The following is a 21,029-nucleotide window of genomic DNA, read 5'->3' on the forward strand; positions in this document are numbered from 1 at the left end:
CTGGCACCGCGCTTGCAGAACCCGCCGCGACGAATTGCCGGAGTGAAACGATGGATGCCGCCTTCGCCACCGCGCCGGAACGCCTGACCGCCGCCGCCGCCCGCCGCGCCATCGCCGCCGGCACACTGACGGCCACCGCGCTGGTCGAAGCCTGCCTGGAGCGGATCGCCCATCGTAACGGCACCGTCGCCGCCTGGGCCTTCCTCGATCCCGAAGCCTCGCGCGCCCGTGCCCGCGCGCTCGATGCCGGGCCCGAACAGGGGCTGCTGCACGGCATCCCCTTCGGCGTGAAGGACATCATCGATACCGCCGACATGCCGGCGGGCTACGGCTCCTCCATCTATGTCGGCCACCGCCCGAACCGCGATGGCGCGACAGTCGCCGCCCCCCGCGCCGCCGGCGCCGTGCTGCTCGGCAAGACCGTCACGACGGAATTCGCCAACCGCAAGCCCGGCGCCACGCGCAACCCGCATGACGTCACGCGCACGCCGGGCGGATCCTCCTCCGGCTCCGCCGCCGCGGTCGCGGATTTCCAGGTGCCGCTGGCCATCGGCACGCAGACCGGCGGCTCCGTCCTGCGACCCGCGGCCTATTGCGGCGTCGTCGGCTTCAAGCCGTCCTTCCAGCATTTCGGCAATAGCGGCGTTCGCACCAATACGGAGGCCTACGACACCGTCGGCATCATGGCCCGCGCGGTCGAGGACATTGCCTTGTTCCGGGCCGCCATCATGGAAATCCCCTACGAGCCGCTGGCCGCCATCACCGCGCCCCGCATCGCCATCGCCCACACCGCGCATTGGGATCTGGCGTCCGCCGCCACGCGCCAGGCCATCGAGGACGCCGCCCGCGCACTCGAGAAAGCCGGCGCCACCGTCACGGCGTTCGAGGTCCCCGCCGATCTCGCCACGCTGCGCGACGCGCATCGGGTGGTCTGCGGCTACGAGGCCGTGCGCAACTACGCCGACGAACTCACGCGCTCCCGCCACCTGGTCAGCCAGGACTGGCTGGAGGAACGCGTGAATGTCGGGGAGGCCTCAACCCTCGCGCAGTTCCGCGCCGCCATCCGCCAGGGCGATCGCTGCCGCGCCATGATGGATGCGCTGATGGCCGAACACGGCTTCGACGCGCTGCTGACGCCGAGTGCCCCCGACGAAGCCCCTTCCGGCCTCGCGCATACGGGCAACCCCATCTTCAACTACCTGTGGACCAACCTGCACATGCCCTGCATCACGCTGCCCTTCGCCACCGGGCCGAACGGCATGCCGATCGGCGTGCAATTGGTCTCCCGCCGCCACGACGACGATCGGCTCCTCGCCGTCGCCGCCTGGGCCGAACGCATCCTGGCCGGCTGAGGATCACGCTCATGTCCCTCACCATCGATCCCGCCACCCTCACCGCCAGCGCCGCCGCCGACGCCATCGCCGCCGGCACCCTGACGGCGGAAGCCCTGACCCAAGCCTGCCTCGACCGCATCGCCGCCCGCGATGCGGAGGTCAGCGCCTGGGCCTTCCTCGATCCCGACCTGGCACTCGCCCAGGCCCGCGCCGCCGACCGCAGCGCCCCGCGCGGCCCGCTGCACGGCGTGCCCGTCGCGTTGAAGGACATCATCGAGACCTTCGACATGCCGACCCAGTGCAACTCCCCCATCCATGCAGGGCGTCGCACCTATGCCGACAGCGCGGTCGCCGCGCTGATCCGCGCGGCCGGCGGCACCATCCTCGGCAAGGCCGTTACGACGGAGTTCGCCAACCGCCATCCCGGCGCCACGCGCAACCCGCTCGACCCCACCCGCACGCCCGGCGGTTCCTCCTCCGGCTCCGCCGCCGCCGTCGCGGACCACCAGGTGCCGCTGGCGCTCGGCACCCAGACCTCCGGCTCCATGATCCGCCCCGCCGCCTTCTGCGGCCTCTGGGGCTACAAGCCGAGCTTCGGGGAGGTCAGCCGCGTCGGCGTCTTCCAGCAATCCGGATCGCTCGACACCGTCGGCCTCTGCGCCCGGTCGCTGGAGGATGTGCAGCGCCTCCGCGCCGTCCTCACCCGCATCCCCTACGATCCCGTCGCGCCGCTCGAGCGCGCGCCGCGCCTCGCCCTCTGCCGCACCCCCGAATGGTCCGAGGCGTCACCCGCCGCCCAGCAGGCGCTGGAGGAAGCCACGCGCCGCTGCGAGGCCGCCGGCGCCACCGTCACCTACCTCACCCTGCCATCCCCCACCTTCGATGGCTGGCTCAAGGTCCACCAGCGCATCGCGAATTTCGAGGGCGCGCGCAATTTCGGCCATGAACGCCACGGCCACCGCCACCTCATCAGCAAGGCGCTTGGCGAGGGCCGCATCCGCGATGGCGAGACAACGCCCGTCGCCGCCTATGTGGACGCACAGCGCCGCGCGGAGGCGATGCGCCTCTGGGCCGACGACACGCTCGCCGGCTTCGACGCCGTCCTGACGCTCTCCGCCGCCGGCGAGGCGCCGGTCGGCCTCTCCGGCACCGGCAGCGCCACCTTCAACTCGCTCTGGACGCTCCTCTACACGCCCTGCCTGACGCTGCCCTTCGGCAAGGGGCCCGCGGGCATGCCGCTCGGCCTGCAATTGGTGTCGGAGCGGCATGAGGATGAACGCCTCTTCGCCGCCGCCGGCTGGGTGGCGGCGGTGCTGGCGGGCTGATGGAGGATCTCGGCTGGCTGGGCTTCCTTGCCCTCGGCCTCATCGCCTTCGGCGGAGCCGTGCTGGGCGGACTCAGCGGCTTCGGGGCGGGGCTGATCGTCACGCCCTTCCTCGTGCCCGTCGTCGGCGTGAAGGGCGTGGTGCCGGTCATGGCGGTGGCCATGACCTTCGGCAATCTCTCCCGCGCCTGGGTCTATCGCGACCAGATCCGGCCGGACCTGATCCTGCGCGTGCTGCTGCCCTCGCTGCCCGGCGTGCTGGTGGGTGGCCTGATCTATGATGTCCTGCCACGCGCGCCGCTGGCGGCGCTGATCGGCAGCTTTCTGCTGATCTCAATCCCACTGCGCCGCTGGCTGGACAAGCGAAAGGTCGTCCCGACACCAGCCGCCGTCATCGGCATCAGCTTCCTCTTCGGCCTGGTCGCCGGCGCGCTGCCTGGCGGTGGCGTCATCGTCGTGCCGCTGCTCCTCGGTCTCGGCCTGGCGGGTGGCGCGCTGGTCGGCACGGACGCCGTCATCGGCGCCGCCGTCAACATCGCGAAGACCATCCTCTACGGCCGCCTCGACCTGATCGACGGCCCGCTGCTCATCGGCGGCGTGCTTGTCGGCCTCTGCATGATCCCTGGCGCCTATGCCGCGCGATTCCTCATCGCGCGCATCCATCTCCGCATCCACACCGCCCTCATCGAGGCGATGGTCGCCTTCTCCGGCGTGTCCTTCCTCTGGAGCGCTTTCACCTGAGCGGCGGCGCCGGGCTGACCAGCCCGAGATTCTCCCGCAGCGTCCGCCCCTCGTACTCCGTCCGATAGATGCCCCGCTTCTGCAACTCCGGCACCACCCACTTCACGAAATTCCGCATCGGTGTGGGGTAGTAGGGCGACAGCATCACGAAACCATCCGCCGCGCCAGCCTGGAACCACTCCTCCATCATGTCCGCCAGCGCCTTCGGCGTGCCGACGAAGACGTTGTGGCCGTTCGACGTGGCATAGCGCCGCGCCAGCTGCCGGATCGAGAGATTCTCCCGCCGCGCCAACTCCACTAGCATCTTCTGCCGCGCATGCGCCGCGTTGCTTTGCGGCAGCTCCGGCAGCGGCCCATCCAGCGGAAACTGCCGCAGGTCGAGCCCGCCCGACAGCCGCATGATCGACGGCATCACCACCTCATCAGTCATCATCGACAGCAGGTGCTCGTACAGCGCCCGCGCCTCGCTCTCCGTCTCCGCCAGCACGTAGTTGAGTCCCGGCATGATCTTGATGGCATCCGGCGACCGCCCGTGGCGCATCGCGCGTTCCCGCACATCCGCGCGGAAGGCTTGTGCCTCCGTCATCGACGTCTGCGCCGTGAAGGTCACGTCGGCGGTCCGGGCCGCAAGCTCCTTCCCCGGCTCCGAGGACCCGGCCTGCGCGATCACCGGCCTGCCCTGCGGGGACCGCGCGACGTTCAACGGCCCGCGCACCCGGAAATGCTTGCCCACGTGATTGAGGATGCGGAGCTTCGCCGGATCGAAATACCGCCCGCTTTCCTTGTCCCGCACGAAGGCGTCGTGATCCCAGCCTTCCCAGAGGCCGACCACCACGTCATGGAATTCCGCCGCGCGCTCATAGCGCAGCGCATGGTCCAGATGCGCGTCCCGCCCGAAATTCTGCGCCTCGTCCTCGTTCTGCGAGGTCACCAAATTCCATCCCGCGCGCCCCTTGCTGAGGTGATCGATCGAGGCGAAGCGTCGCGCGATGTGGTACGGCTCGTTGTAGGAAGTGGTCCCTGTCGCCACCAGGCCGATATGCGTCGTCGTCACGGCGAGGGCCGCCAGCAGCGTCATCGGCTCGATCCGCACGGTCCGCGCCGCACCCGCCGCCGCTTCCGTATCCTTCCCCGCCAGCGTGATCGCGGGCGGCACCGCGGCGCTGTCCTGGAAGAACACCATGTCGAACAGCCCGCGCTCGGCCTCCCGCACCACGTCGAGGTATTCGTCGAACTCCAGATCCGTCGGCACCGCATCCGGCATCCGCCACCCCGCGACATGCGATCCCGGCGGATTGAAGAAGGCGGCGAGCTTGAGCTGGCGTGGCGGCATGGAAGGCGTGTGTCCCTGACCGGAGGCCGCGCAGTCTCCCGCCATATCGCGCCGCACGGAAGGCCCCTTGCCGCCGCTGATGGAAGTGTTCCACGCTTGCGGCAACAGGAGGAAACGTCACATGGCCAGCATCACCCTGTGCCGTCGCGGCCTGGCAAGCCTTGCTGCCGCGCTCGGCATCACCGGCGCCGTATCCGCGCAACCCGCCTGGCCGCGCGGCCCCGTGCGCTTCATCTTCCCCTTCACGCCAGGCTCCGCCGTCGATGTCGTCGCCCGCCTCGTCGCGCAGGACCTCGCGGAGCGCCTCGGCCAGCCCTTCATCGTGGAAAGCCGCACCGGCGCCGGCGGCGCCATCGGCACGGAAGCCGCGGCGCGGGCGCGGCCGGATGGCGACACCTTCCTCGTCGGCTCCCCCGGCAACATGGCGATTAACCCCGCGATGATGCCGAACCTTCCTTTCGACGTGTCGCGCGACTTCAGCGCCGTGACGCACCTCGTCACCTTCCCGCAGGTGCTGGTGATTGCGCCCAGCCTGCCGGCGCGCACGCTGCCCGAGCTCGTCGCCTATTCGAAGGCCAACGCCGGTCGCCTGAACTACGCCTCCTCCGGCGTCGGCGCGACCAACCACCTGGCGATGGAGATGCTGCGCGCCGCGACGGGGCTGGAGGCGACGCATGTCCCCTATCGCGGCGGCCTCGTCACCGTGCAGGCCATCCTCTCCAACGATGTGCAGATGTGCGTGGAGGGCATCCTGACGCTCCCGCCCTTCCTGGCGGAAAACAAGGTCCGCGCCATCGCCGTGACGGGTGCCGCGCGATCCCATTTGCTGCCGGACGTGCCCGCGGTGGCGGAAACCGTGCCCGGCTTCGACGCCGGCGCCTGGGTGATGTTCTTTGCCCCCGCCGGCACGCCACCCGCGATCATCGAGAAGCTCTCGGCGGAAACCCGGATCTCCTTGGCGAAACCCGCCATCCGCGCGCGCCTCGCCGAGCTCGGCGCGACCGTCACCGGCACGACAGCCGAGGAAGCCGCCACCATCCACCGCGCGGAGCTTGCGAAGTGGCGCCGGGCCGTGGAGGTTTCCGGCGCCGCGGCGCGATGATCAGTGCGGCTTGTGCAACTCGACAGGCTGGCGGGTGAAGGTCCGCCGCCCGCGCTTGAAGCCCATCAGCGTCGGTGACAGCTGCCGCAGCGCCGCGATCTCGTCCGGCGCGTCCAGCACGACGAGGTCGGCGGGATTGCCGACAGCGACGCCATAATCCCTGTTGCGGATCAGCCTCGCCGCCCCATCCGTCACCATGCCCCAGGCCGCCGCCACTTCCCGGTCGGCGCCCTGCTGCACCACATTCGCGAACATGTTGGCCTGCCGCAGCAGCTGCCCATCGCCGAAGGGCGTGAAGGGGTTGAGGATGTTGTTCGACGCCAGCGAACAGGTGACCCCCTGCGCCACCAGCCTGGTCGCATCCACCACGCCGCGCGGCACCGCATGGTCGAAGGCCCGCGCCATCAGGTAGAGGTCCGTCGCCGGCAGCACCGTCAGCGCCACGCCCGAATCCGCCATCCGCCTCGCGATGTCATCGAAGGCGGGCAGGGTGAGGTGCGCGAGCTTCGTGACATGCCCGACGGCGACCCGCCCGCCCCAGCCATACTGCTCCGTCAGCTCGCAGACCAGCCGCGTGTCCAGGTCATCCGGCACATGCCCGCTGTCGAGATGCATGTCGATATCGACATCGAACTCCCGCGCGATCTCGAAGACCCGCCTGATCTGCCCATGCCGGTCGCTGTCGAAGTTGGGCGCCGCGCCGATGACGCGCGCGCCGGTCTTCAGCGCCTCGATCATCAGCTCCTCGGTGCCGGGATTGTTGAGCATCCCCTCCTGCGGCATCACGCAGATCTCGATGTCCATCGCCCAGGCGTAGGAATCGACCAGCGCCTTCACCCCCTGGAAGCCGCGCAGCCCGACCTTGGGATCGACCTCCGCATGGGTGCGCATGCGCATCGTGCCGTGGCTGATGCACTTCTCCAGCGTGCCGCTGGCGCGCTGCGTCACATCCTCCACGCTGAAGCTGTGCTTGACCTCGGAAACCATCTGCATGGCCTCGTGCGGAAAGCGCCTGGTCTCGCAGCGGCAGCGATCGAGGATGCAGGATTTGTCGAGGTGGATATGCGTCTCGACGAAGCCCGCGCAGACGAGCCTGCCGCCCGCATCGGCGCTGTCCTTCGCGGCGCCGGGCAGCGCCGGTGCGATGGCGGCAATACGCCCGCCGACGACGCCGATATCCACGGCCGGCGCATCCTTCGCGGTCCCAGGCAGGCGCGCATTCTGCAGCAGCAGGTCGAAATCCATCAGGGTGTTCCTTGGGCGCTGCAGGCAGCGATCACGTCGGTCGAAGGCACCAGCCAGCCCAGCGCCGCCTCGATCAGCTTCAGCGAGGCATCGTGGTAGTCCGCCCCGTTCATGCTGGCGCAGACATCCGGCATCAGCACCACGCGGAAGTCGCGGTTGAAGGCCTCGAAGCAGGTGCAGAGCACGCAGTTGTTGGTGTTCACGCCGCCGATCACCAGCGTCTCAGTGCCGAGGTTCTTCAGCAGCAGCTCCAGATCCGTGTTGTGGAAGGGGCTGTAGCGATGCTTGAAGACCGTGTGCTCCCCGGGCCGAGGCGCCAGCTGCGGCACCACCTCCGTCACCGCCGCGCCCTCCACCGCCAGCGTCTTGCGCGGCTTGGCGAGGCCCGGGATCGGGGCCTTGTGCTGCGCCATCCAGAAGGGGTTGCGGTTGTCGATCACCTCGCCCGTGTCGCTGTTCCAGCGGTGATGCGTGCGCACGAAGATCACCGGCCGCCTCGCCGCCGCCCAGGCCTCCCGCACCTTCACCGCCGCATCGATGATGCGGTCCGCTTCCGGCTTCGCGACCAGCAGGTGTCCCATCTCGTGGTCGAGGTGGCTGCGATTCATGTCCACCAGCAGCATCGCCGCACGGTCCATCACCGCCGGCGTCAGCATGGGATGCGTCATGCCATCATCCGATACAGGTCCCGGTTCAGCTCCGCGACCAGCGCCGCGAATTCGTCGGTCAGCCGCATCTCCGGCACGCGCGGCCGCGGCAGCGGCACGGGGATGATGCGCGCGATGCGGCCTGGCCGCGGCGTCATCAGCACGATGGCGTCCGACAGGAAGGCCGCTTCCGCCAGCGAATGAGTCACGAACAGCACCGTCTTGCGGAATTGCGCATGGATGCGCATCAGCTCGATCCCCATGCGGTCCCGCGTAATCTCGTCCAGCGCGGCGAAGGGCTCGTCCATCAGCAGCACCGTCGGATCCAGCGCCAGCGCCCGCGCGAGCGCCGCGCGTGACTGCATGCCGCCCGATAGCTGTGCCGGCCGCTTGCCCCCGAACCCGTCCAACCCCACAAGCTTCAGCAGGGCAGGGACGTCCGGCTCCACCAGCCCCGCGCGCGGCGCCTTCTCCGCCACGATCCGGTAGAGCAGCCGGACATTATCCTCGATCCTGAGCCACGGCATGAGGTTCGGCGCCTGGAACACCGTCCCGATCCGCCCCTGCCGCCGCAGTTCCGCCGCCGGCGTGCCGCCGATGGTGATCCGCCCCGATGTCGGTGCCAGCAGGTCGCCCACCGCCTTCAGCAGCGTCGATTTGCCGCAGCCCGAGGGCCCGACCAGCGACACGAAGGCGCCTTCCGGCACCGCCAGATGGATGTCGCTCAGCGCCTGCACGGCCTCCGTGCCGCCGGCGCCATACACCACCTGCACGCCCTCCACCGCGATGAAGGGCGCGGCCTCCTCCGTGCCCGGCGGCCCCGCGAAGCCCCGCGGGCCTGTCACCCCGTCCACGCTCAGCTGGCCGCCCTTCCATGCACCAGCGCGGAGAGCCGCAGCGCCTCTGGGATGCGATCCACGAAGTCGTTGGTGTAGAGTTCCCGCGCCGTCGGCCGCCGCTGCAGGTCACCGCCCTCCATCAGGTAGTTGATGGAGCTCTCCCACTTGCTCTCCTCGAACCGCCCAAAGCGCTGGCTGAAATCCGGGCTGCGGTAGAGGTCGTAGATGATGCGCAGCTTCCGCACCTCCAGAGCATGGCTCCGATCGGGCGAGACCTCCACGACGTAGTTCATCGCGGTGTCCATGTTGTCCTTCGTCCAGATCAGCGACTTCATCGTGGCGCGGATGAAGCGCTCCGTCAGGTCGCCGCGCTGCGCCTCCCGCTCATTCGCCACGATCTGCGTGCCGGCGAACTTCACCCCGTAATCCTTCAGCGCCATCACGTTGCAGGGGAAGCCGCGATCCTCCAGCGTCAGCGGCTGGCCATAGCTGAAGCCGAAGCCGCATTCCGCCTGGCCAGCCGCGACGATCTGCACCTCCGCGCCCCGACTCACGGTCAGGAAGGTGATGTCGTTCCGCGTCAGCCCGCCGGAGGCCAGCAGCGGGTCCAGCAGCCCGCGCACCTGGCTCTGGAACCAGGTGATCTTCTTGCCGCGCATGTCGGCGGGCTTCGTGATGTTGCTAGTCTTCAGCGAGAAGACGGAGAAGGGATTGTCCGGCTGGTCCGCCATCACGGCCACGACGGGCAGCCCCGCGGCGCGGGACTTGATGTAGCCATCCGCATTCGCGACCAGGAACTGCTCGCGTCCCGCCGCGATGAAGACCTCGTTCTGCTGCCCCGCGGCTGCGGGCCTGATCTCGAGGTTGATGCCCTCGCTGCGGTAGATGTTCTGCTTCAGCCCCGCATAGTACTGCGCATGCATGCCCCAGGGCGTGAAGTTCAGCCGCAGAATGGCGTCCTGCAACCGCCCCTGGGCCCGCGCGGGCCGCAGCCCGATGGGGATCGGCCCGGCCAGTGCGCCGAGGGCCACGAAGCTGCGTCGTCCGATACCGCTCATCGTGTTCTCTCCCGTGATCAAGCCTGGACCCGTGTCGCCTCTTCCGAGGGCCTGCGCCACGACAGCGCGCGTTCCACCGCGCCCATGGCGCCGAAGAAGCTCATGCCGATGACGGCCAGCAGGATGATGGCGGCGAAGCTGCGCGCGGTGTTGAAGTTGAAGCTGCCGGACAGCACCAGGTAGCCGATGCCATCCGTCGCGGCCAACCATTCCGCCACGATCGCGCCCAGCACCGCGAGCGTCGTCGCGATGCGCAGCCCCGCGAAGATATAGGGCACCGCATAGGGCAGGCGCAGCCGCAGGAAGGTCTGCCGGCTGGTCGCGTCCACGCTGCGGAACACGTCCATCAGCCCCTGATCCACCTGCTTGAACCCCGCCATGGTGTTGATCACCACGGGGAAGAAGGCGATGGAGGCGACCACCAGGATCTTCGAACCAGCCCCCGCTCCGATCCACAGCAGGATCAGCGGTGCGATGGCGATCTTCGGCACGGACTGGCTGGCGACGAAGATCGGCATGATCATGCGTTCCACCAGCGGCCAGCGAATCATCGCCATGCTCGCCGCCAGTGCGAAGATCACCGCCGCGACGTACCCCGCCAGGATTCCCCACACCGTCTGGATGGCATGGCCGAAGATCAGCCGATGGTCCTTGATGAACTCCGCCACGACGTCGCTCGGCGCCGGCAGCAGGAAGCGCTGGATGTCGAGGCCGACCACCGCGGCTTCCCAGAACACCAGCAGTGCCGCCAGAGTCAGCACCGCCGCGCCCTGGCCGCCCGCCCAGCGCCGCAGCCCGCTCATGCTGCCAGTCCCGCTTCTGCCAGAAGCTTCGCCGGATCCTGCAGGCTCATGTCGAAGGGGCTGTCCGTGCCGAAGATGATGCGCTCCGCACCCACCATCTCCGCCAGGAAGCGCAGCGGCGCCGCCTCGAACAGCACCGTGTCGTAAAGGAATCGCTTCGCCGCCAGCGAAGGCCGCTCCGGCGCGCGCCCATGCGCAGCTGCCTCCCACGCCCGGTCCATACGCCCCAGGATGAAGGGCAGCGTGCCGCCGCCATGCGCCAGCATGACTCGCAGCGCCGGATGCTGCATCAGCGTCCCCGCCTCGATCAGCCGCCCGGCCGCCACCGTTGTCTCGAAGGGATTGCCCAGCGGATTGCCAAGCTTCAGGTCGTTCAGCCGGCTGCCATCCCGCACCTGCCAGGGATGGATCATCACCAGGCCGCCGCCCTCCGCCAGCGCCGCCCACACCTCCTCATGCACGGCTTTGTCGAGATCGACGCCATGCACATGCGTGCCGATGGCCACATCCGCCGTGCCATGCACGCCGCGGCAGCGCGCGATTTCCGCCAGCGTCGCCGCCGTATCGCCAAGCGGCAGCACCATCATCGCCGTCATCCGTGTGCCCGCGACCGTCTCCGCCAGCCAGTCATTCATCGCGGCGATGCGCCGTGCCTGCTCCTCGGCCGGCAACTCATAGAGGTAGAGGATCGGCGGCACGGAGACGATGCGGCTCACGATCCCCTGCGCCTCCATCTGCGCATGGTTGCCGTCGATGTCGAACAGCAGCGGTGGCGGGTCCTTCGGGAAGGGCATGAAGTGGCGGCCCATCGTTTCCGCCAGCGCATCGCGCGGCGCCAGATGGCCATGGTGGTCGATCAGCGCGCCCAGCTTCATTGTGCCTCCGTTGCCCGGGATCGTAAGCCGCCCGCCCGCGCGGTCAATCGCGGATCACGTGGTCAACGCCGGCAAATCGATCCACCGCCTTTCGCGATCGCTGCGATAGCAGGCATCGATCAATTGCAGCCCCTTCGCGCCGGCGAGCAGCGGGGAGGGGAAGGGCGCTCCCTCCGCCACATGTCGCAGGAACATCTCCCACCCCCGCCGGTAGCTGTTTGTATAGGGGCCCATGTCGGGCACTTCCTGCCAGTGCTCCGCGTGGCGATTGTCCACCAGCGCATCCACGTCCCAGCGCGGCTTCGGCGTCGTGGCCAGCGGTTGCACATGCGCGCGGTGCAGCGAACAGGTGGCGGATCCCATGCTCCCGTCCACCTTCATCGTCAGCATGTCCTCCCCCTTCACCCGCGTGTTCCAGGAGGCACTGACCTGCACCAGCACGCCGCCGTCGAGCTCGAAGGTCCCGAAGGCCTCGTCCTCCACATCCACGGCATAGGCGCGGCCATTCTCGTCGCGCCGCTCCGGCACCCGCGTCGCGACGCGGCAGGAGACGCTGCGGATCGGCCCCAGCAGGTGCTCGACGATGTAGCGCCAGTGCGGAAACATATCGAGGACGAGTCCCCCACCCTCCGCCCGCTTGTAGTTCCAGCTGCTGCGCTGCGCGGGATGCAGCACGCCGTCGAAGATCCACCAGCCGAAGTCGAGCCGCGCCGACAGCACGCGCCCGAGCAGCCCCGTCTCCATCACGCTCTTCAGCTTCATGAAGCCCGGGAGGTAGATCTTGTCCTGCACCACGCCATGCTTCCCGCCCGCCGCCTCCGCCGCGCGCGCGATCTCCAGTGCCTCCTCGACCGTGGAGGCGACCGGCTTCTCCAGATAGACATGCTTGCCCGCCGCGATCGCCGCCAGCGCGCGCTGGTGGCGGCCACCGGTGGCGCTGACGTCGAAGTAGATGGCGGCCGCAGGATCAGCCAGGCACGCCGCGCGATCCGTGCTCCAGGCCAGCCCGCCATTCGCTGCCGCCAGCGCCTGAAGCTTCTCCGTGTTGCGGCCCAGCAGCACTGGCTCCGGCATCAGCCGATCGCCGTCCGCCAGCGGAAGCCCGCCATCGCGCCGGATCGCCATCAGCGACCGCCCGAGGTGCTGGTTCGTGCCCAGCCTTCCCGTGACGCCGTCCATGATGATGCGGATGCTGCGCGTGGCCATGCCGTGTCCCCCTTTGGTGGAGGACACGGTAGGAACCCCGGCGGCAGGCTGTCAAAACAGGCTCAGTCGTAACTCAGCGCCTGCGCCTTGCCGCCGAAGATGCGCCAGGCGAAGACCGTGTAGGCCAGGATGATCGGCAGCACGAAGGCCGCGCCCGCCAGGATGATGGACAGGCTCTCCGGCGCGCTCGCCGCATCCCAGATCGTCAGCCGTTCCGGCACGACGTACGGGAAGAAGGACCAGGCCAACCCTGCGAAGAACAGCAGGAACAGCCCGACCGCGCCCCAGAAGGGCAGGCGGCGCAGCACGTCGTTCGGCAATGGCATGTGCTGCAGCAGCTGCGCCAGCCCCACCAGCAGCGCGGCCGTTGCCAGCGGCAGCAGCGCCAGCAGGAACACCACCGGCATCTCGAACCACCGCGCCGCGATGCGCTCGCTGACCAGCGGCGTCACGGCCGAGACCAGCAGGATGCCGAGCCCGAGCGGCCAGATCGCGCGCCGCGCCCAGAGGATGGCGTGGCGCTGCAACTCGCCCTCGCAGCGCCAGATCATCCAGCAGGCACCGATGAAGGCATAGGCGATGGCAAGGCCGATGGCCGCCATGGCCGCGAAGCCGATCGCGGCCCAGCCCTCCGCGAAGCCCAGCACGTAGCGTCCCAGCATCCAGCCCTGCGCCAGCGCCGCGCCGAGCGATCCCGCGAAGAACCACCGGTCCCAGCGCCGCTTGCCGGCCTCGTCCGTCGCCTTGGCGCGGAACTCGAAGGCGACGCCCCGCAGGGTCAGCGCCACCAGCATCACCGCGACCGGCAGGTACAGCGCCGTCAGGATCATCCCATGCGCGACGGGGAAGGCCACCAGCAGCAGCCCCACGCCCAGCACCAGCCAGGTCTCGTTGGCGTCCCAGAAGGGCCCGATGGCCGCGATCATGCGGTCCCGGTCGGGCTCCGCCGCCCGCGTCTCCAGCAGGATGCCGACGCCAAGGTCGAAGCCGTCCAGCACGACATAGGCGAGGATCGCGACCGCCATGAGACCCGCGAAGATCACCGGCAGCCAGTCGGCAGGCAGGAAGGGGGTCATGCCACCATCTCCCCCGGCGCGCTGCCGGGCTTTACCATCGAGCCATCCGTCGCCTCCGCGACCCGGCCCTTCTTCGCCAGGCGGTAGATCGTCGTGATGTAGGCGCCCAGCAGCAGCACATAGAGCACGAGGTAGGTGACCAGCGTCGATCCGATGGCCATGGCCGGCACCGGCCCCGCGGCCTGCGCCGTGGTCAGCACGCCCGTCACCAGCCAGGGCTGCCGCCCGATTTCCGTGACGTACCAGCCCGCCAGAGTCGCGACCCAGCCCGCGAAGGCCATCACCGCGAAGCCGCGCAGCATCAGCACCGGCAGCGTGCCGCGCTTCCACAGGAACCAGGCGCCCGCCCAGGCCATGGCGATCATCAGCAGGCCCACGCCGACCATGATTCGGAAGGCGTAGAACACCGGCGCGACGGGCGGGTGCTTGCCCTCGAAGTCATTCAGCCCCGGCACCACGCCGGCGGGGTCGTGCTTCAGGATCAGGCTGGCACCGGACGGGATCGCGATCTCGAAGCGGTTGGTGCGGTTCGCCTCGTCCGGGATGGCGAAGAGCACGAGGGGGACATGCCCGCGCGTCTCCCAGTTCCCTTCCATCGCCGCCACCTTGGCCGGCTGGTGTTCCAGGGTGTTGAGCCCGTGCAGGTCGCCGACGAAGGCCTGCACCGGCGCCAGCACTGCGCCCATCACCACGCCCGTCCGCAGCGCTGCCATCACCGCCGGCGCGCGGTCCCCCTTCAGCCAACGCCAGGCGGAGATGCCAGCCAGCAGGAAGGCTACCGTCAGCGCGCTGGCGATCAGCATATGCGTCAGGCGATAGGGCATGGAGGGGTTGAACACGATCGCCGCCCAGTCCACGGCATGCGCGACGCCATCGCGCATCTCATGCCCCTGCGGCGTGTGCATCCAGGAATTCAGCACGATGATCCAGAAGGCGCTCATCGTCGTGCCGAAGGCGACAAGGAAGGTCGCCCCCGTATGCACCCAGCCCGGCACGCGGCTGAAGCCGAACAGCATGATGGCGAGGAAGGTCGCCTCCAGGAAGAAGGCCGTCAGCACCTCATAGGCCAGCAGCGGCCCGGCGATGTTGCCGACGCGCTCCATGAAGCCCGGCCAGTTGGTGCCGAACTGGAAGGACATGGTGATGCCGGACACGACGCCGAGCGCGAAGGACAGCGCGAAGACCTTCACCCAGAAGCGGTAGGCATCCATCCACGCCTCGTCGCGTGTGGAATTGAAGCGTAGCTTGAAGAACAGCAGCACCCAGCCCAACGCGATGGTGATGGTGGGAAACAGGATGTGGAAGGAAATATTGGCGGCGAACTGGATGCGCGCCAGCAGGATGGGGTCCATGGCTCAACCTCCCTTGCGCGGCCGCACCAGGCCGACGACCTTGTCCTTTGCCTCCAGAAGCCGCGTCACCTTGGCGCCCAGCGCCAGCAAGGCTGCCAGACGTTCGGTTTCCAACCGCTTCACGTCCTCGTACCAGGTGGTCAGGCGCTCGATCAGGCCGTGCATTTCGGCCATGCGCGCCTGGGCGTGGCGCTCATCCTCGCTGCCCGCGGTCTGCATCAGCAGCTCGCGCAGCACGGACAGCGTCGGGTCCACCTCCCGCTTCTTCCGCTCCTCCGCGAGCGTCCGCAGGATCAGCCAGACATCATCGGGCGTGGTGAAGTAGTCGCGCCGGTCATCCGGGATATGCTTCAGCAGCACCAGGTTCCAGGCCTGCAATTCCTTCAGGCCCATGGAGACGTTGGACCGGGATACGCCCAGCGCCTCCACGATCTGTTCTGCATTCAACGGGCCGGGTGACACGTAGAGCAGCGCATAGATCTGCCCGACTGTGCGGTTGATGCCCCATCGACTGCCCATTTCGCCGAAATGGAGCACGAAGGACTGGACGAGCGGAGGTAGCTTCATGGCTGACCGTCATTTCAGGAATTTCTGAAATGGCGAATCATGCCAGGAATGTCAAGCTTCTCTGACGTCGCTCAGCCCAGGTCCGGATGCGTCACGACCTGCCCGAACGGATCGTAGCCCGAGGGGAAGCGCCCGGTCGGCCGCAGCCAGTCATAGCGGTCCCGTTTCAGCCAGCGCCCCTGACCTTCATGGCCGAGATAGCGGCCCTGGTCATACACCACCTGGCCCCGCAGCAGCGTCGTCTCCGCCCAGCCCGTCAGCGCCATGCCCTCATAGGGCGTGTAGTCCACGGCGTGATGCAGGCTCGCATTGGTGACGCGCTCCGTCCGCGCGCCATCCCACACCACCAAATCCGCATCCGTCCCGACCGCGATGGTGCCCTTGCGCGGATGCAGCCCGAAGGCCTTCGCGGCACTGGTGGATGACAGCGCGACGAATTGGGATGGCGTGATCCGTCCCTTCGCCACGCCTTCCGACCAGAGGATCGAAAGCCGCGTCTCCACCCCCGGAATGCCGTTCGGGATCTGGTCGACCCGCGGATCCGTCCCCCAACGCTTCTTGCCATCCGGCGCGTCGAAATTGACGGGCGCATGGTCGGAGGTGACGACATCGATCACGCCCCGCTTGAGGTAGTCCCACAGCGACCCGCGTTCCGCGCTGCCGCGCGGCGCCGGACCGAACACGAACTTCGCGGCCTCGAAGCCCTCCCGGTTGAGATCGGCGGCGGAGAGGGCCAGGTATTGCGTGCAGGTCTCCGCATGCACGCGCACGCCGCGGCGCTGCGCCGCCTCGATCTCCGCGGCCGCTTCCGGCGCGCTGACATGGAAGACCTGGATCGGCGTGTCGATCAGCTCCGCCAGCGAGGCGATGCGATGCACCGCCTCCCGCTCCCCGATCGCGGGCTTCAGCACGGCCTGGTATTTCGGGTGCCGGAAGCCGCCCTCGGCCAGCTTCTCGCCCAGGTACTGGTGGATGCCCCAGTTCTCCGCATGCACGGTCACCAGCGCCCCATGCTCCCGCGCCACTTCCATGACGCGCAGCAGCGCGAGGTCGTCCAGCCAGTTGGTCTTCCCCGTCATGAAGACCTTCACGGACCGGTGCCCCGCCGCGATCAGCGCCGGCAATTCCTCGCGCAGCACCTCCTCCGTCGGGTTCGTGACCCAGAGGTGAAAGGCATAGTCCACCGCGCAGCGCGTCGCGCGCTCGGTGTAGTGCGGCACGATGTCGGCCAACGTGCCGTCGCGCGGCTGCAGCGCGAAGGCGATGATCGTCGTCGTGCCGCCGCAGGCCGCGCTGCGTGTCGCGGTGAAGAGGTCATCGGCATTGTTCACGCCGCCGCTCATCCGCTGTTCCGCATGGCAGTGGCTGTCGATGCCGCCAGGGATCACGAATTTCCCCCCGGCATCGATCACCTCGCGCCCTTCCAGCCCGTCGCCGAGCGTCGCGATGACGCCGCCCGTGATGCCGATCTCAGCCCGAAAGACATCGCTCGCCGTCACCAGGACGCCGTTGCGGATGACGAGGTCATGCATGGCGGCTCAGCCCTTGCGCGTGAGGCGCGTCAGCCGGTTGTCCCGGATCTCCGCCAACAGGATGTTGCCCTTGCTGTCCTGCGCCAGCCCATGCCCCGCATTCAGCACCGGCCTGCACCGCCCCAGCAGCTTCCCCTCCGGCGACAGCCGCGTGAGGCGCGGGATCTGGTCGCTCACCAGGATGCAGCCATCGGGCTCCACCACGATGCCCATGGGGTGGAACAGATCCATCGCTTCCCGGATGAAGGCGCCATCGGGGTCGAAGAACTGGATGCGGTTGTTCTCCCGGTCGCAGACGATCACCTCGCCCTGCAACCCGAAGGCCAGGTCATGCGGCGTGGTGAATTCGCCCGCACCCGCGCCCGGCGAGCCCCATGTCTTCAGCAGCGTGCCGCCGGCGGAGAAGCGATGCACCACGGAGTTCCCGTAGCCATCGGCCACGTAGATGTCGCCATTAGGATGCACGGCCGCATTGGCGGGATGGCTGAAGGGCCGCCCCGGGCGGTTGCGTTCGCCGAGCCGCAGCACGACCTCGCCCGTGGCATCCAGCACCTGGATCTCATGCCGGTCGCGATCCGCGATCAGCGCCTCGCCCCGCGGCCCGATCGTGATGCCATGCCCATCCGTCACGCCCGGCAGTTCGTGGCTCCGCAGCACGCTGCCATCCGGCGCCACCACCACGACCACCGGCAGCCCGGCGGGATCGACATAGCGATCGTAGCGCACCAGAACATGCGCGTTGTCATCCGCATCCACCGCGACATCGGTGATGCGCCCGCCCTTGAAGGCCGCGCCATCCAGCGCCCAGGGCCGCTCCACCTCATAGAGATCGTCGCCCAGCCCGACGACGAGCTTCTCCTCGCGCATCACGCGGCCCCCTTCGCAATCCGGCATCACGCCGAGACCGTACCAGCAAGTGGCTCACCGCATGGACAGTCCCAAGACACGGATGTTATGCCAGCTTCACGCCGCGACGATGGGGACACAAGCCGCATCGCCCATCCCGACCCAGATCGGGTCACGGCCAGGAACGCACAGTCACCCGTCGCACCGCAGAACGAGGACTGGTCCCGATGAACTTCACCCGCCGCGCCGCGCTCGCCACGCCGTTCGCCCTTGCCGCGCCGCGCCTGGCGCAGGCCGCCTGGCCGGAGCGTCCCGTCACGCTCATCGTCCCCTTCGCGGCCGGCGGCGGCACCGACATCTCCGCGCGTGTCATGGCGCAGTATCTCGAACGCGAACTCGGCCAGCCCTTCGTCGTGCAGAACCGCCCTGGCGCCGGCGGTGCGATCGGTCTCGGCGCGCTCGCCGCCGCGGCACCGGATGGCTACACGCTGGCCATCATCAACACGCCCGGCATCGTCACCATCCCGATCGAGCGCAATGCCGGCTGGACGATGGACAGCTTCACCTTCATCGCCGGCGTCGTCGATGATCCCGGCACCTTCTCCGTCCATCCTGACAGCCCCATCCGCAGCATGGCCGGCCTGATCGAGGCCGCAAGGCGCGAGCCCGGCCGCATCACCGTCGCCACCCAGGGCGTCGGCTCCGCCGGCCACATCAACACGCTGCTGCTGGAACAGGCCACGGGCGCGAAGCTGGAACCTGTGGTCTACCAGGGCGCCGCCCCCGCGGCCCTCGCGCTGCTGCGCAAGGAAGTCGATATCGCCACCGCGAACCTTGGCGAGGCCCTGACCTTCGCCCGCAGCCAGCCCTGGCGCACGCTTGGCGTGATGGCCGAGGCGCGCAACGCCATGGCGTCCGACGTGCCGACGCTTCGCGAGCTCGGCTACGACATCCTGGGCGGCAGCCTGCGCGGCGTCGGCGGGCCGCGCGGCATGGCCCCCGATGTCGTCGCGCGGCTCTCCGCCGCCATCGCCAAGGTCGTCGCCAACCCGGAGTTCATCACGACGAGCGAGCGCGCCTTCCAGCCGCTCCGCTACCTCAACTCCGCAGACTACATCGCCTATCTCCGCGCCTCCGACGCCACGCACCGCGCGCTGTGGCGCACGCGGCCCTGGAACGTCTAGGCACGGATTGCCTTCACCTTCGCGGTCGCTGCCGCCTGCAGCAGCGTCGCGTCATGCCCCGCCGAGATCCAGCGGAAGCCCAGCGCCTTCGCCCGCGCGAAATGCGCCTCCTCCGTGATGCCGCCGATGCCGGGCACCTTGCCCGCATCGCGGCAGGCCTCCGCCACCCGCGCCGCCGCCTCCCACAGCACCGGATCCTCCTTCATTCCCGGCCGCCCGAGATCGGCACTCAGGTCCGACGCGCCGAGGAACAGCACGTCGATCCCCGGCACCGCCGCGATCGCCGTCGCATTCTCCACCGCCATCCGCGTCTCGATGATCACCACGACCAATGTCTCCGCCGCCAGCGCCGCTACCGCATCGCCCTGGCTGACCGGGCGCCGGCGGAAATGCGGGAATAGCGGGGGCAGGGGCCTGCGCCCCTCCGGTGCGAAGCGCGCCGCCCGCGCCACGCCCTCCGCCTGCGCCGCATCCTCGATGCGCGGGATCATCACGCCGAGCGCCCCCGCCGACAGCGCCTGGCCGATCGGCCCTGGCTGCGCATCCGGCAGGCGCATCAGCGGCGCGATGCCCGATTCCAGCGCTGCCATCATGATCTCGCCCGCCGCATCGCCGCCGACCAGGTTGTGCTCGCGGTCCAGCACCAGCGCGTCGTACCCCGCCTGCGCCATGATGCGCGCGACGTCGCCGCTGCGCGCCAGCTGCAGCGTCACCACCACCGCCGTCGCACCTTGCGCCAGCCGTGCCTTCAACCCGTTGATCACCATGCCGCGAAGCCTGCCGCCCGCGCGCCGCCGCGTCCACCCCGTCTTGCCGCCACCGCGCTTGCATGGTCATGGTCACCCCGACACGGGAGAAGACATCGCCATGACCAGCATGCCTGACGCCGAGGAAATCGATCGCCGCCTGTCCGAGGTCCGCGCCAAGCGCGGCTACCTGCTGCCGCATCACGGGCTGCTGGCCATCGCCGCCCCCGCGCTGCTCGCGGGCTATGATGCCGCCTACACCGCGCTGACGCTGACGCCGCGCTTCATGGATGAACGCTCCAAGGAATTCGTCTGGCTCGCCGTCCTGGTCTCGACCGACGAGGCGCTGGCCACGCACCACATCGCCAAGTTCCGCAACGGCGGCGGCACGGATGCGGAGATCGAGCTGGCCGTGCGCCTGGCCGGCTTCGCCGAAGGCGCCCGCTGCTTCGCCTTCGCCGGCGAGAAATGGGGCCACCACCTGCCCGCCTACAACCGCGAAGCCGCCTATCGCGCCGCGCTCGATGCCGCGCAGGCCGGCAGCACCGTCTCCCGCGGTCTCGTCGAAACCACCCTGGCCGCCGTGCAGACCACGCGCCGCGCCTGGTGGGAACTCGCCGTGCATATCCGCGGCGCCTACGCGGAAGGCGTTCCCGAACTCGAACTGGCGGAGGGCATCTCCTACGCCATGTTCCCCGGCAGCATCCCCAATTTCGTCGATGCCTGCGGCGTCTGGCAGGGCATGATCGAGCGGAACGAGATCCCGGCCTCCGAGGGTTTCCGACTGTGGGGCGCCGAAGCCTCCCGTCAGAAGGGCTTCGGCTGATGCGCGCCATCGTGCCCCCGGGCATGGAGAACTTCCCGGCCCAATCCGGCTACTCCCCCGGCATGATCTGCAACGGCTTTCTCTTCATGGCCGGTCAGCTCGGCCGCGACGCGCAGATGAACGTCATCGCCGATCCCGAGGCACAATTCGCCCGCGCCTTCGAGAATGTCGGCCGCATCCTCACGGAAGCCGGCTGCACGGTGCGGGACATCGTGGACCTCACCACCTTCCATGTCGGCCTGCAGTCCCACATCGCGCTGTTCAAGCAGGTGAGGGACCGCTTCATGCAGGGCCACCAGCCGCCCTGGACCGCCATCGGCATCGTCGAGCTTTCCCGCCCCGGCCTGCTGGTGGAGATCAAGGCCACCGCCAGAATGCCGAACGCCTGAACAG

The 21,029-nt window shown here is 69.0% G+C and carries 21 protein-coding genes; 7 read left to right on the plus strand and 14 right to left on the minus strand.

Going from position 1 to position 21,029, the window contains the following annotated elements; all coding sequences use genetic code 11:
- Positions 1-50 precede the first annotated feature (50 nt).
- The 3 genes from G3576_RS07310 to G3576_RS07320 are packed head-to-tail and all read left to right on the plus strand — an operon-like array spanning position 51 to position 3,399.
- Complete coding sequence (locus tag G3576_RS07310) at positions 51-1,352, plus strand: amidase (protein ID WP_164693683.1); 1,302 nt, start codon at positions 51-53, stop codon at positions 1,350-1,352.
- A gap of 11 nt (positions 1,353-1,363) precedes the next feature.
- A complete protein-coding gene (locus tag G3576_RS07315; protein ID WP_164693684.1) occupies positions 1,364-2,659 on the plus strand; it encodes an amidase in 1,296 nt (431 codons plus the stop codon).
- Entirely contained in the window at positions 2,659-3,399 is a 741-nt protein-coding gene (locus tag G3576_RS07320; protein WP_164693685.1) for a sulfite exporter TauE/SafE family protein, read from the plus strand. Before G3576_RS07315 ends, G3576_RS07320 begins: the two co-directional genes overlap by 1 nt.
- On the opposite strand, the gene G3576_RS07325 is transcribed toward G3576_RS07320, so the two are convergent.
- Positions 3,392-4,732 carry an LLM class flavin-dependent oxidoreductase gene (locus G3576_RS07325; RefSeq protein WP_164693686.1) on the minus strand — a complete coding sequence of 447 codons (1,341 nt, stop codon included), beginning with the start codon at positions 4,730-4,732 and terminating at the stop codon, positions 3,392-3,394. The genes G3576_RS07320 and G3576_RS07325 overlap by 8 nt on opposite strands.
- Positions 4,733-4,853: 121 nt before the next feature.
- Here G3576_RS07325 and G3576_RS07330 point away from each other — a divergent pair, with 121 nt between their 5' ends.
- Positions 4,854-5,834, plus strand: a complete 981-nt coding sequence (locus G3576_RS07330; protein ID WP_164693687.1) for a Bug family tripartite tricarboxylate transporter substrate binding protein — start codon at positions 4,854-4,856, stop codon at positions 5,832-5,834.
- On the opposite strand, the gene G3576_RS07335 is transcribed toward G3576_RS07330, so the two are convergent.
- The 12 genes from G3576_RS07335 to G3576_RS07390 all read right to left on the minus strand — a co-directional run bounded on the left by G3576_RS07335 (position 5,835) and on the right by G3576_RS07390 (position 17,901).
- Positions 5,835-7,079: an amidohydrolase family protein gene (locus tag G3576_RS07335; protein WP_164693688.1), complete on the minus strand. Its 1,245-nt coding sequence runs from the start codon at positions 7,077-7,079 to the stop codon at positions 5,835-5,837. It abuts the gene before it with no gap.
- Positions 7,079-7,747 carry a cysteine hydrolase family protein gene (locus G3576_RS07340; RefSeq protein WP_164693689.1) on the minus strand — a complete coding sequence of 223 codons (669 nt, stop codon included), beginning with the start codon at positions 7,745-7,747 and terminating at the stop codon, positions 7,079-7,081. The genes G3576_RS07335 and G3576_RS07340 overlap by 1 nt, the downstream gene beginning before the upstream one ends.
- Positions 7,744-8,580 (minus strand): ABC transporter ATP-binding protein, encoded by an 837-nt coding sequence (locus tag G3576_RS07345; protein ID WP_328728626.1) that lies wholly within the window; start codon positions 8,578-8,580, stop codon positions 7,744-7,746. Before G3576_RS07345 ends, G3576_RS07340 begins: the two co-directional genes overlap by 4 nt.
- 2 nt (positions 8,581-8,582) lie before the next feature.
- Positions 8,583-9,623, minus strand: coding sequence for an ABC transporter substrate-binding protein (locus G3576_RS07350; protein WP_164693690.1), 1,041 nt, complete (start codon positions 9,621-9,623; stop codon positions 8,583-8,585).
- A gap of 17 nt (positions 9,624-9,640) precedes the next feature.
- Positions 9,641-10,426: an ABC transporter permease gene (locus G3576_RS07355; protein WP_164693691.1), complete on the minus strand. Its 786-nt coding sequence runs from the start codon at positions 10,424-10,426 to the stop codon at positions 9,641-9,643.
- Complete coding sequence (locus G3576_RS07360) at positions 10,423-11,301, minus strand: amidohydrolase family protein (protein ID WP_164693692.1); 879 nt, start codon at positions 11,299-11,301, stop codon at positions 10,423-10,425. Before G3576_RS07360 ends, G3576_RS07355 begins: the two co-directional genes overlap by 4 nt.
- Before the next feature lie 54 nt (positions 11,302-11,355).
- The gene (locus G3576_RS07365) at positions 11,356-12,507 is read right to left on the minus strand and encodes a Gfo/Idh/MocA family protein (RefSeq protein WP_164693693.1); all 1,152 of its coding nucleotides are present in this window, start codon (positions 12,505-12,507) and stop codon (positions 11,356-11,358) included.
- Positions 12,508-12,569: 62 nt separating this feature from the next.
- On the minus strand, positions 12,570-13,583 hold the full coding sequence (locus G3576_RS07370) for a cytochrome d ubiquinol oxidase subunit II (RefSeq protein WP_164693694.1): 1,014 nt from the start codon (positions 13,581-13,583) through the stop codon (positions 12,570-12,572).
- The gene (locus tag G3576_RS07375; RefSeq protein ID WP_164693695.1) at positions 13,580-14,935 is read right to left on the minus strand and encodes a cytochrome ubiquinol oxidase subunit I; all 1,356 of its coding nucleotides are present in this window, start codon (positions 14,933-14,935) and stop codon (positions 13,580-13,582) included. The genes G3576_RS07370 and G3576_RS07375 overlap by 4 nt, the downstream gene beginning before the upstream one ends.
- A gap of 3 nt (positions 14,936-14,938) precedes the next feature.
- Positions 14,939-15,502: a GbsR/MarR family transcriptional regulator gene (locus G3576_RS07380; protein WP_164693696.1), complete on the minus strand. Its 564-nt coding sequence runs from the start codon at positions 15,500-15,502 to the stop codon at positions 14,939-14,941.
- Positions 15,503-15,573: 71 nt separating this feature from the next.
- Positions 15,574-17,034, minus strand: a complete 1,461-nt coding sequence (gene hydA, locus G3576_RS07385) for a dihydropyrimidinase (RefSeq protein ID WP_164693697.1) — start codon at positions 17,032-17,034, stop codon at positions 15,574-15,576.
- A gap of 6 nt (positions 17,035-17,040) precedes the next feature.
- A complete protein-coding gene (locus tag G3576_RS07390) occupies positions 17,041-17,901 on the minus strand; it encodes an NHL repeat-containing protein (protein WP_164693698.1) in 861 nt (286 codons plus the stop codon).
- A 206-nt stretch (positions 17,902-18,107) separates the two neighbouring features.
- Between G3576_RS07390 and G3576_RS07395 the strand changes: the two genes are divergently transcribed.
- Complete coding sequence (locus G3576_RS07395) at positions 18,108-19,064, plus strand: tripartite tricarboxylate transporter substrate binding protein (protein ID WP_164693699.1); 957 nt, start codon at positions 18,108-18,110, stop codon at positions 19,062-19,064.
- On the opposite strand, the gene G3576_RS07400 is transcribed toward G3576_RS07395, so the two are convergent.
- A complete protein-coding gene (locus tag G3576_RS07400) occupies positions 19,061-19,831 on the minus strand; it encodes an HpcH/HpaI aldolase family protein (protein WP_164693700.1) in 771 nt (256 codons plus the stop codon). The genes G3576_RS07395 and G3576_RS07400 overlap by 4 nt on opposite strands.
- A gap of 100 nt (positions 19,832-19,931) precedes the next feature.
- On the opposite strand from G3576_RS07400, the gene G3576_RS07405 reads away from it, so the two are divergent.
- Positions 19,932-20,636, plus strand: coding sequence for a hypothetical protein (locus tag G3576_RS07405; protein ID WP_164693701.1), 705 nt, complete (start codon positions 19,932-19,934; stop codon positions 20,634-20,636).
- A complete protein-coding gene (locus G3576_RS07410; RefSeq protein WP_164693702.1) occupies positions 20,636-21,025 on the plus strand; it encodes a RidA family protein in 390 nt (129 codons plus the stop codon). Before G3576_RS07405 ends, G3576_RS07410 begins: the two co-directional genes overlap by 1 nt.
- Positions 21,026-21,029 lie beyond the last annotated feature (4 nt).

The sequence above is a fragment of the Falsiroseomonas algicola genome, from assembly GCF_011040385.1.
In the GTDB taxonomy this organism is placed as follows: domain Bacteria; phylum Pseudomonadota; class Alphaproteobacteria; order Acetobacterales; family Acetobacteraceae; genus Falsiroseomonas; species Falsiroseomonas algicola.

Excerpts from the sequence above, each read along its gene's own strand:
- G3576_RS07310 (WP_164693683.1), top strand. The coding sequence starts at position 51 with ATGGATGCCGCCTTCGCCACCGCGCCGGAACGCCTGACCGCCGCCGCC.
- G3576_RS07315 (WP_164693684.1), top strand. The coding sequence starts at position 1,364 with ATGTCCCTCACCATCGATCCCGCCACCCTCACCGCCAGCGCCGCCGCC.
- G3576_RS07320 (WP_164693685.1), top strand. The coding sequence starts at position 2,659 with ATGGAGGATCTCGGCTGGCTGGGCTTCCTTGCCCTCGGCCTCATCGCC.
- G3576_RS07325 (WP_164693686.1), bottom strand. The coding sequence starts at position 4,732 with ATGCCGCCACGCCAGCTCAAGCTCGCCGCCTTCTTCAATCCGCCGGGA.
- G3576_RS07330 (WP_164693687.1), top strand. The coding sequence starts at position 4,854 with ATGGCCAGCATCACCCTGTGCCGTCGCGGCCTGGCAAGCCTTGCTGCC.
- G3576_RS07335 (WP_164693688.1), bottom strand. The coding sequence starts at position 7,079 with ATGGATTTCGACCTGCTGCTGCAGAATGCGCGCCTGCCTGGGACCGCG.
- G3576_RS07340 (WP_164693689.1), bottom strand. The coding sequence starts at position 7,747 with ATGACGCATCCCATGCTGACGCCGGCGGTGATGGACCGTGCGGCGATG.
- G3576_RS07350 (WP_164693690.1), bottom strand. The coding sequence starts at position 9,623 with ATGAGCGGTATCGGACGACGCAGCTTCGTGGCCCTCGGCGCACTGGCC.
- G3576_RS07355 (WP_164693691.1), bottom strand. The coding sequence starts at position 10,426 with ATGAGCGGGCTGCGGCGCTGGGCGGGCGGCCAGGGCGCGGCGGTGCTG.
- G3576_RS07360 (WP_164693692.1), bottom strand. The coding sequence starts at position 11,301 with ATGAAGCTGGGCGCGCTGATCGACCACCATGGCCATCTGGCGCCGCGC.
- G3576_RS07365 (WP_164693693.1), bottom strand. The coding sequence starts at position 12,507 with ATGGCCACGCGCAGCATCCGCATCATCATGGACGGCGTCACGGGAAGG.
- G3576_RS07370 (WP_164693694.1), bottom strand. The coding sequence starts at position 13,583 with ATGACCCCCTTCCTGCCTGCCGACTGGCTGCCGGTGATCTTCGCGGGT.
- G3576_RS07375 (WP_164693695.1), bottom strand. The coding sequence starts at position 14,935 with ATGGACCCCATCCTGCTGGCGCGCATCCAGTTCGCCGCCAATATTTCC.
- G3576_RS07380 (WP_164693696.1), bottom strand. The coding sequence starts at position 15,502 with ATGAAGCTACCTCCGCTCGTCCAGTCCTTCGTGCTCCATTTCGGCGAA.
- hydA (WP_164693697.1), bottom strand. The coding sequence starts at position 17,034 with ATGCATGACCTCGTCATCCGCAACGGCGTCCTGGTGACGGCGAGCGAT.
- G3576_RS07390 (WP_164693698.1), bottom strand. The coding sequence starts at position 17,901 with ATGCGCGAGGAGAAGCTCGTCGTCGGGCTGGGCGACGATCTCTATGAG.
- G3576_RS07395 (WP_164693699.1), top strand. The coding sequence starts at position 18,108 with ATGAACTTCACCCGCCGCGCCGCGCTCGCCACGCCGTTCGCCCTTGCC.
- G3576_RS07400 (WP_164693700.1), bottom strand. The coding sequence starts at position 19,831 with ATGGTGATCAACGGGTTGAAGGCACGGCTGGCGCAAGGTGCGACGGCG.
- G3576_RS07405 (WP_164693701.1), top strand. The coding sequence starts at position 19,932 with ATGACCAGCATGCCTGACGCCGAGGAAATCGATCGCCGCCTGTCCGAG.
- G3576_RS07410 (WP_164693702.1), top strand. The coding sequence starts at position 20,636 with ATGCGCGCCATCGTGCCCCCGGGCATGGAGAACTTCCCGGCCCAATCC.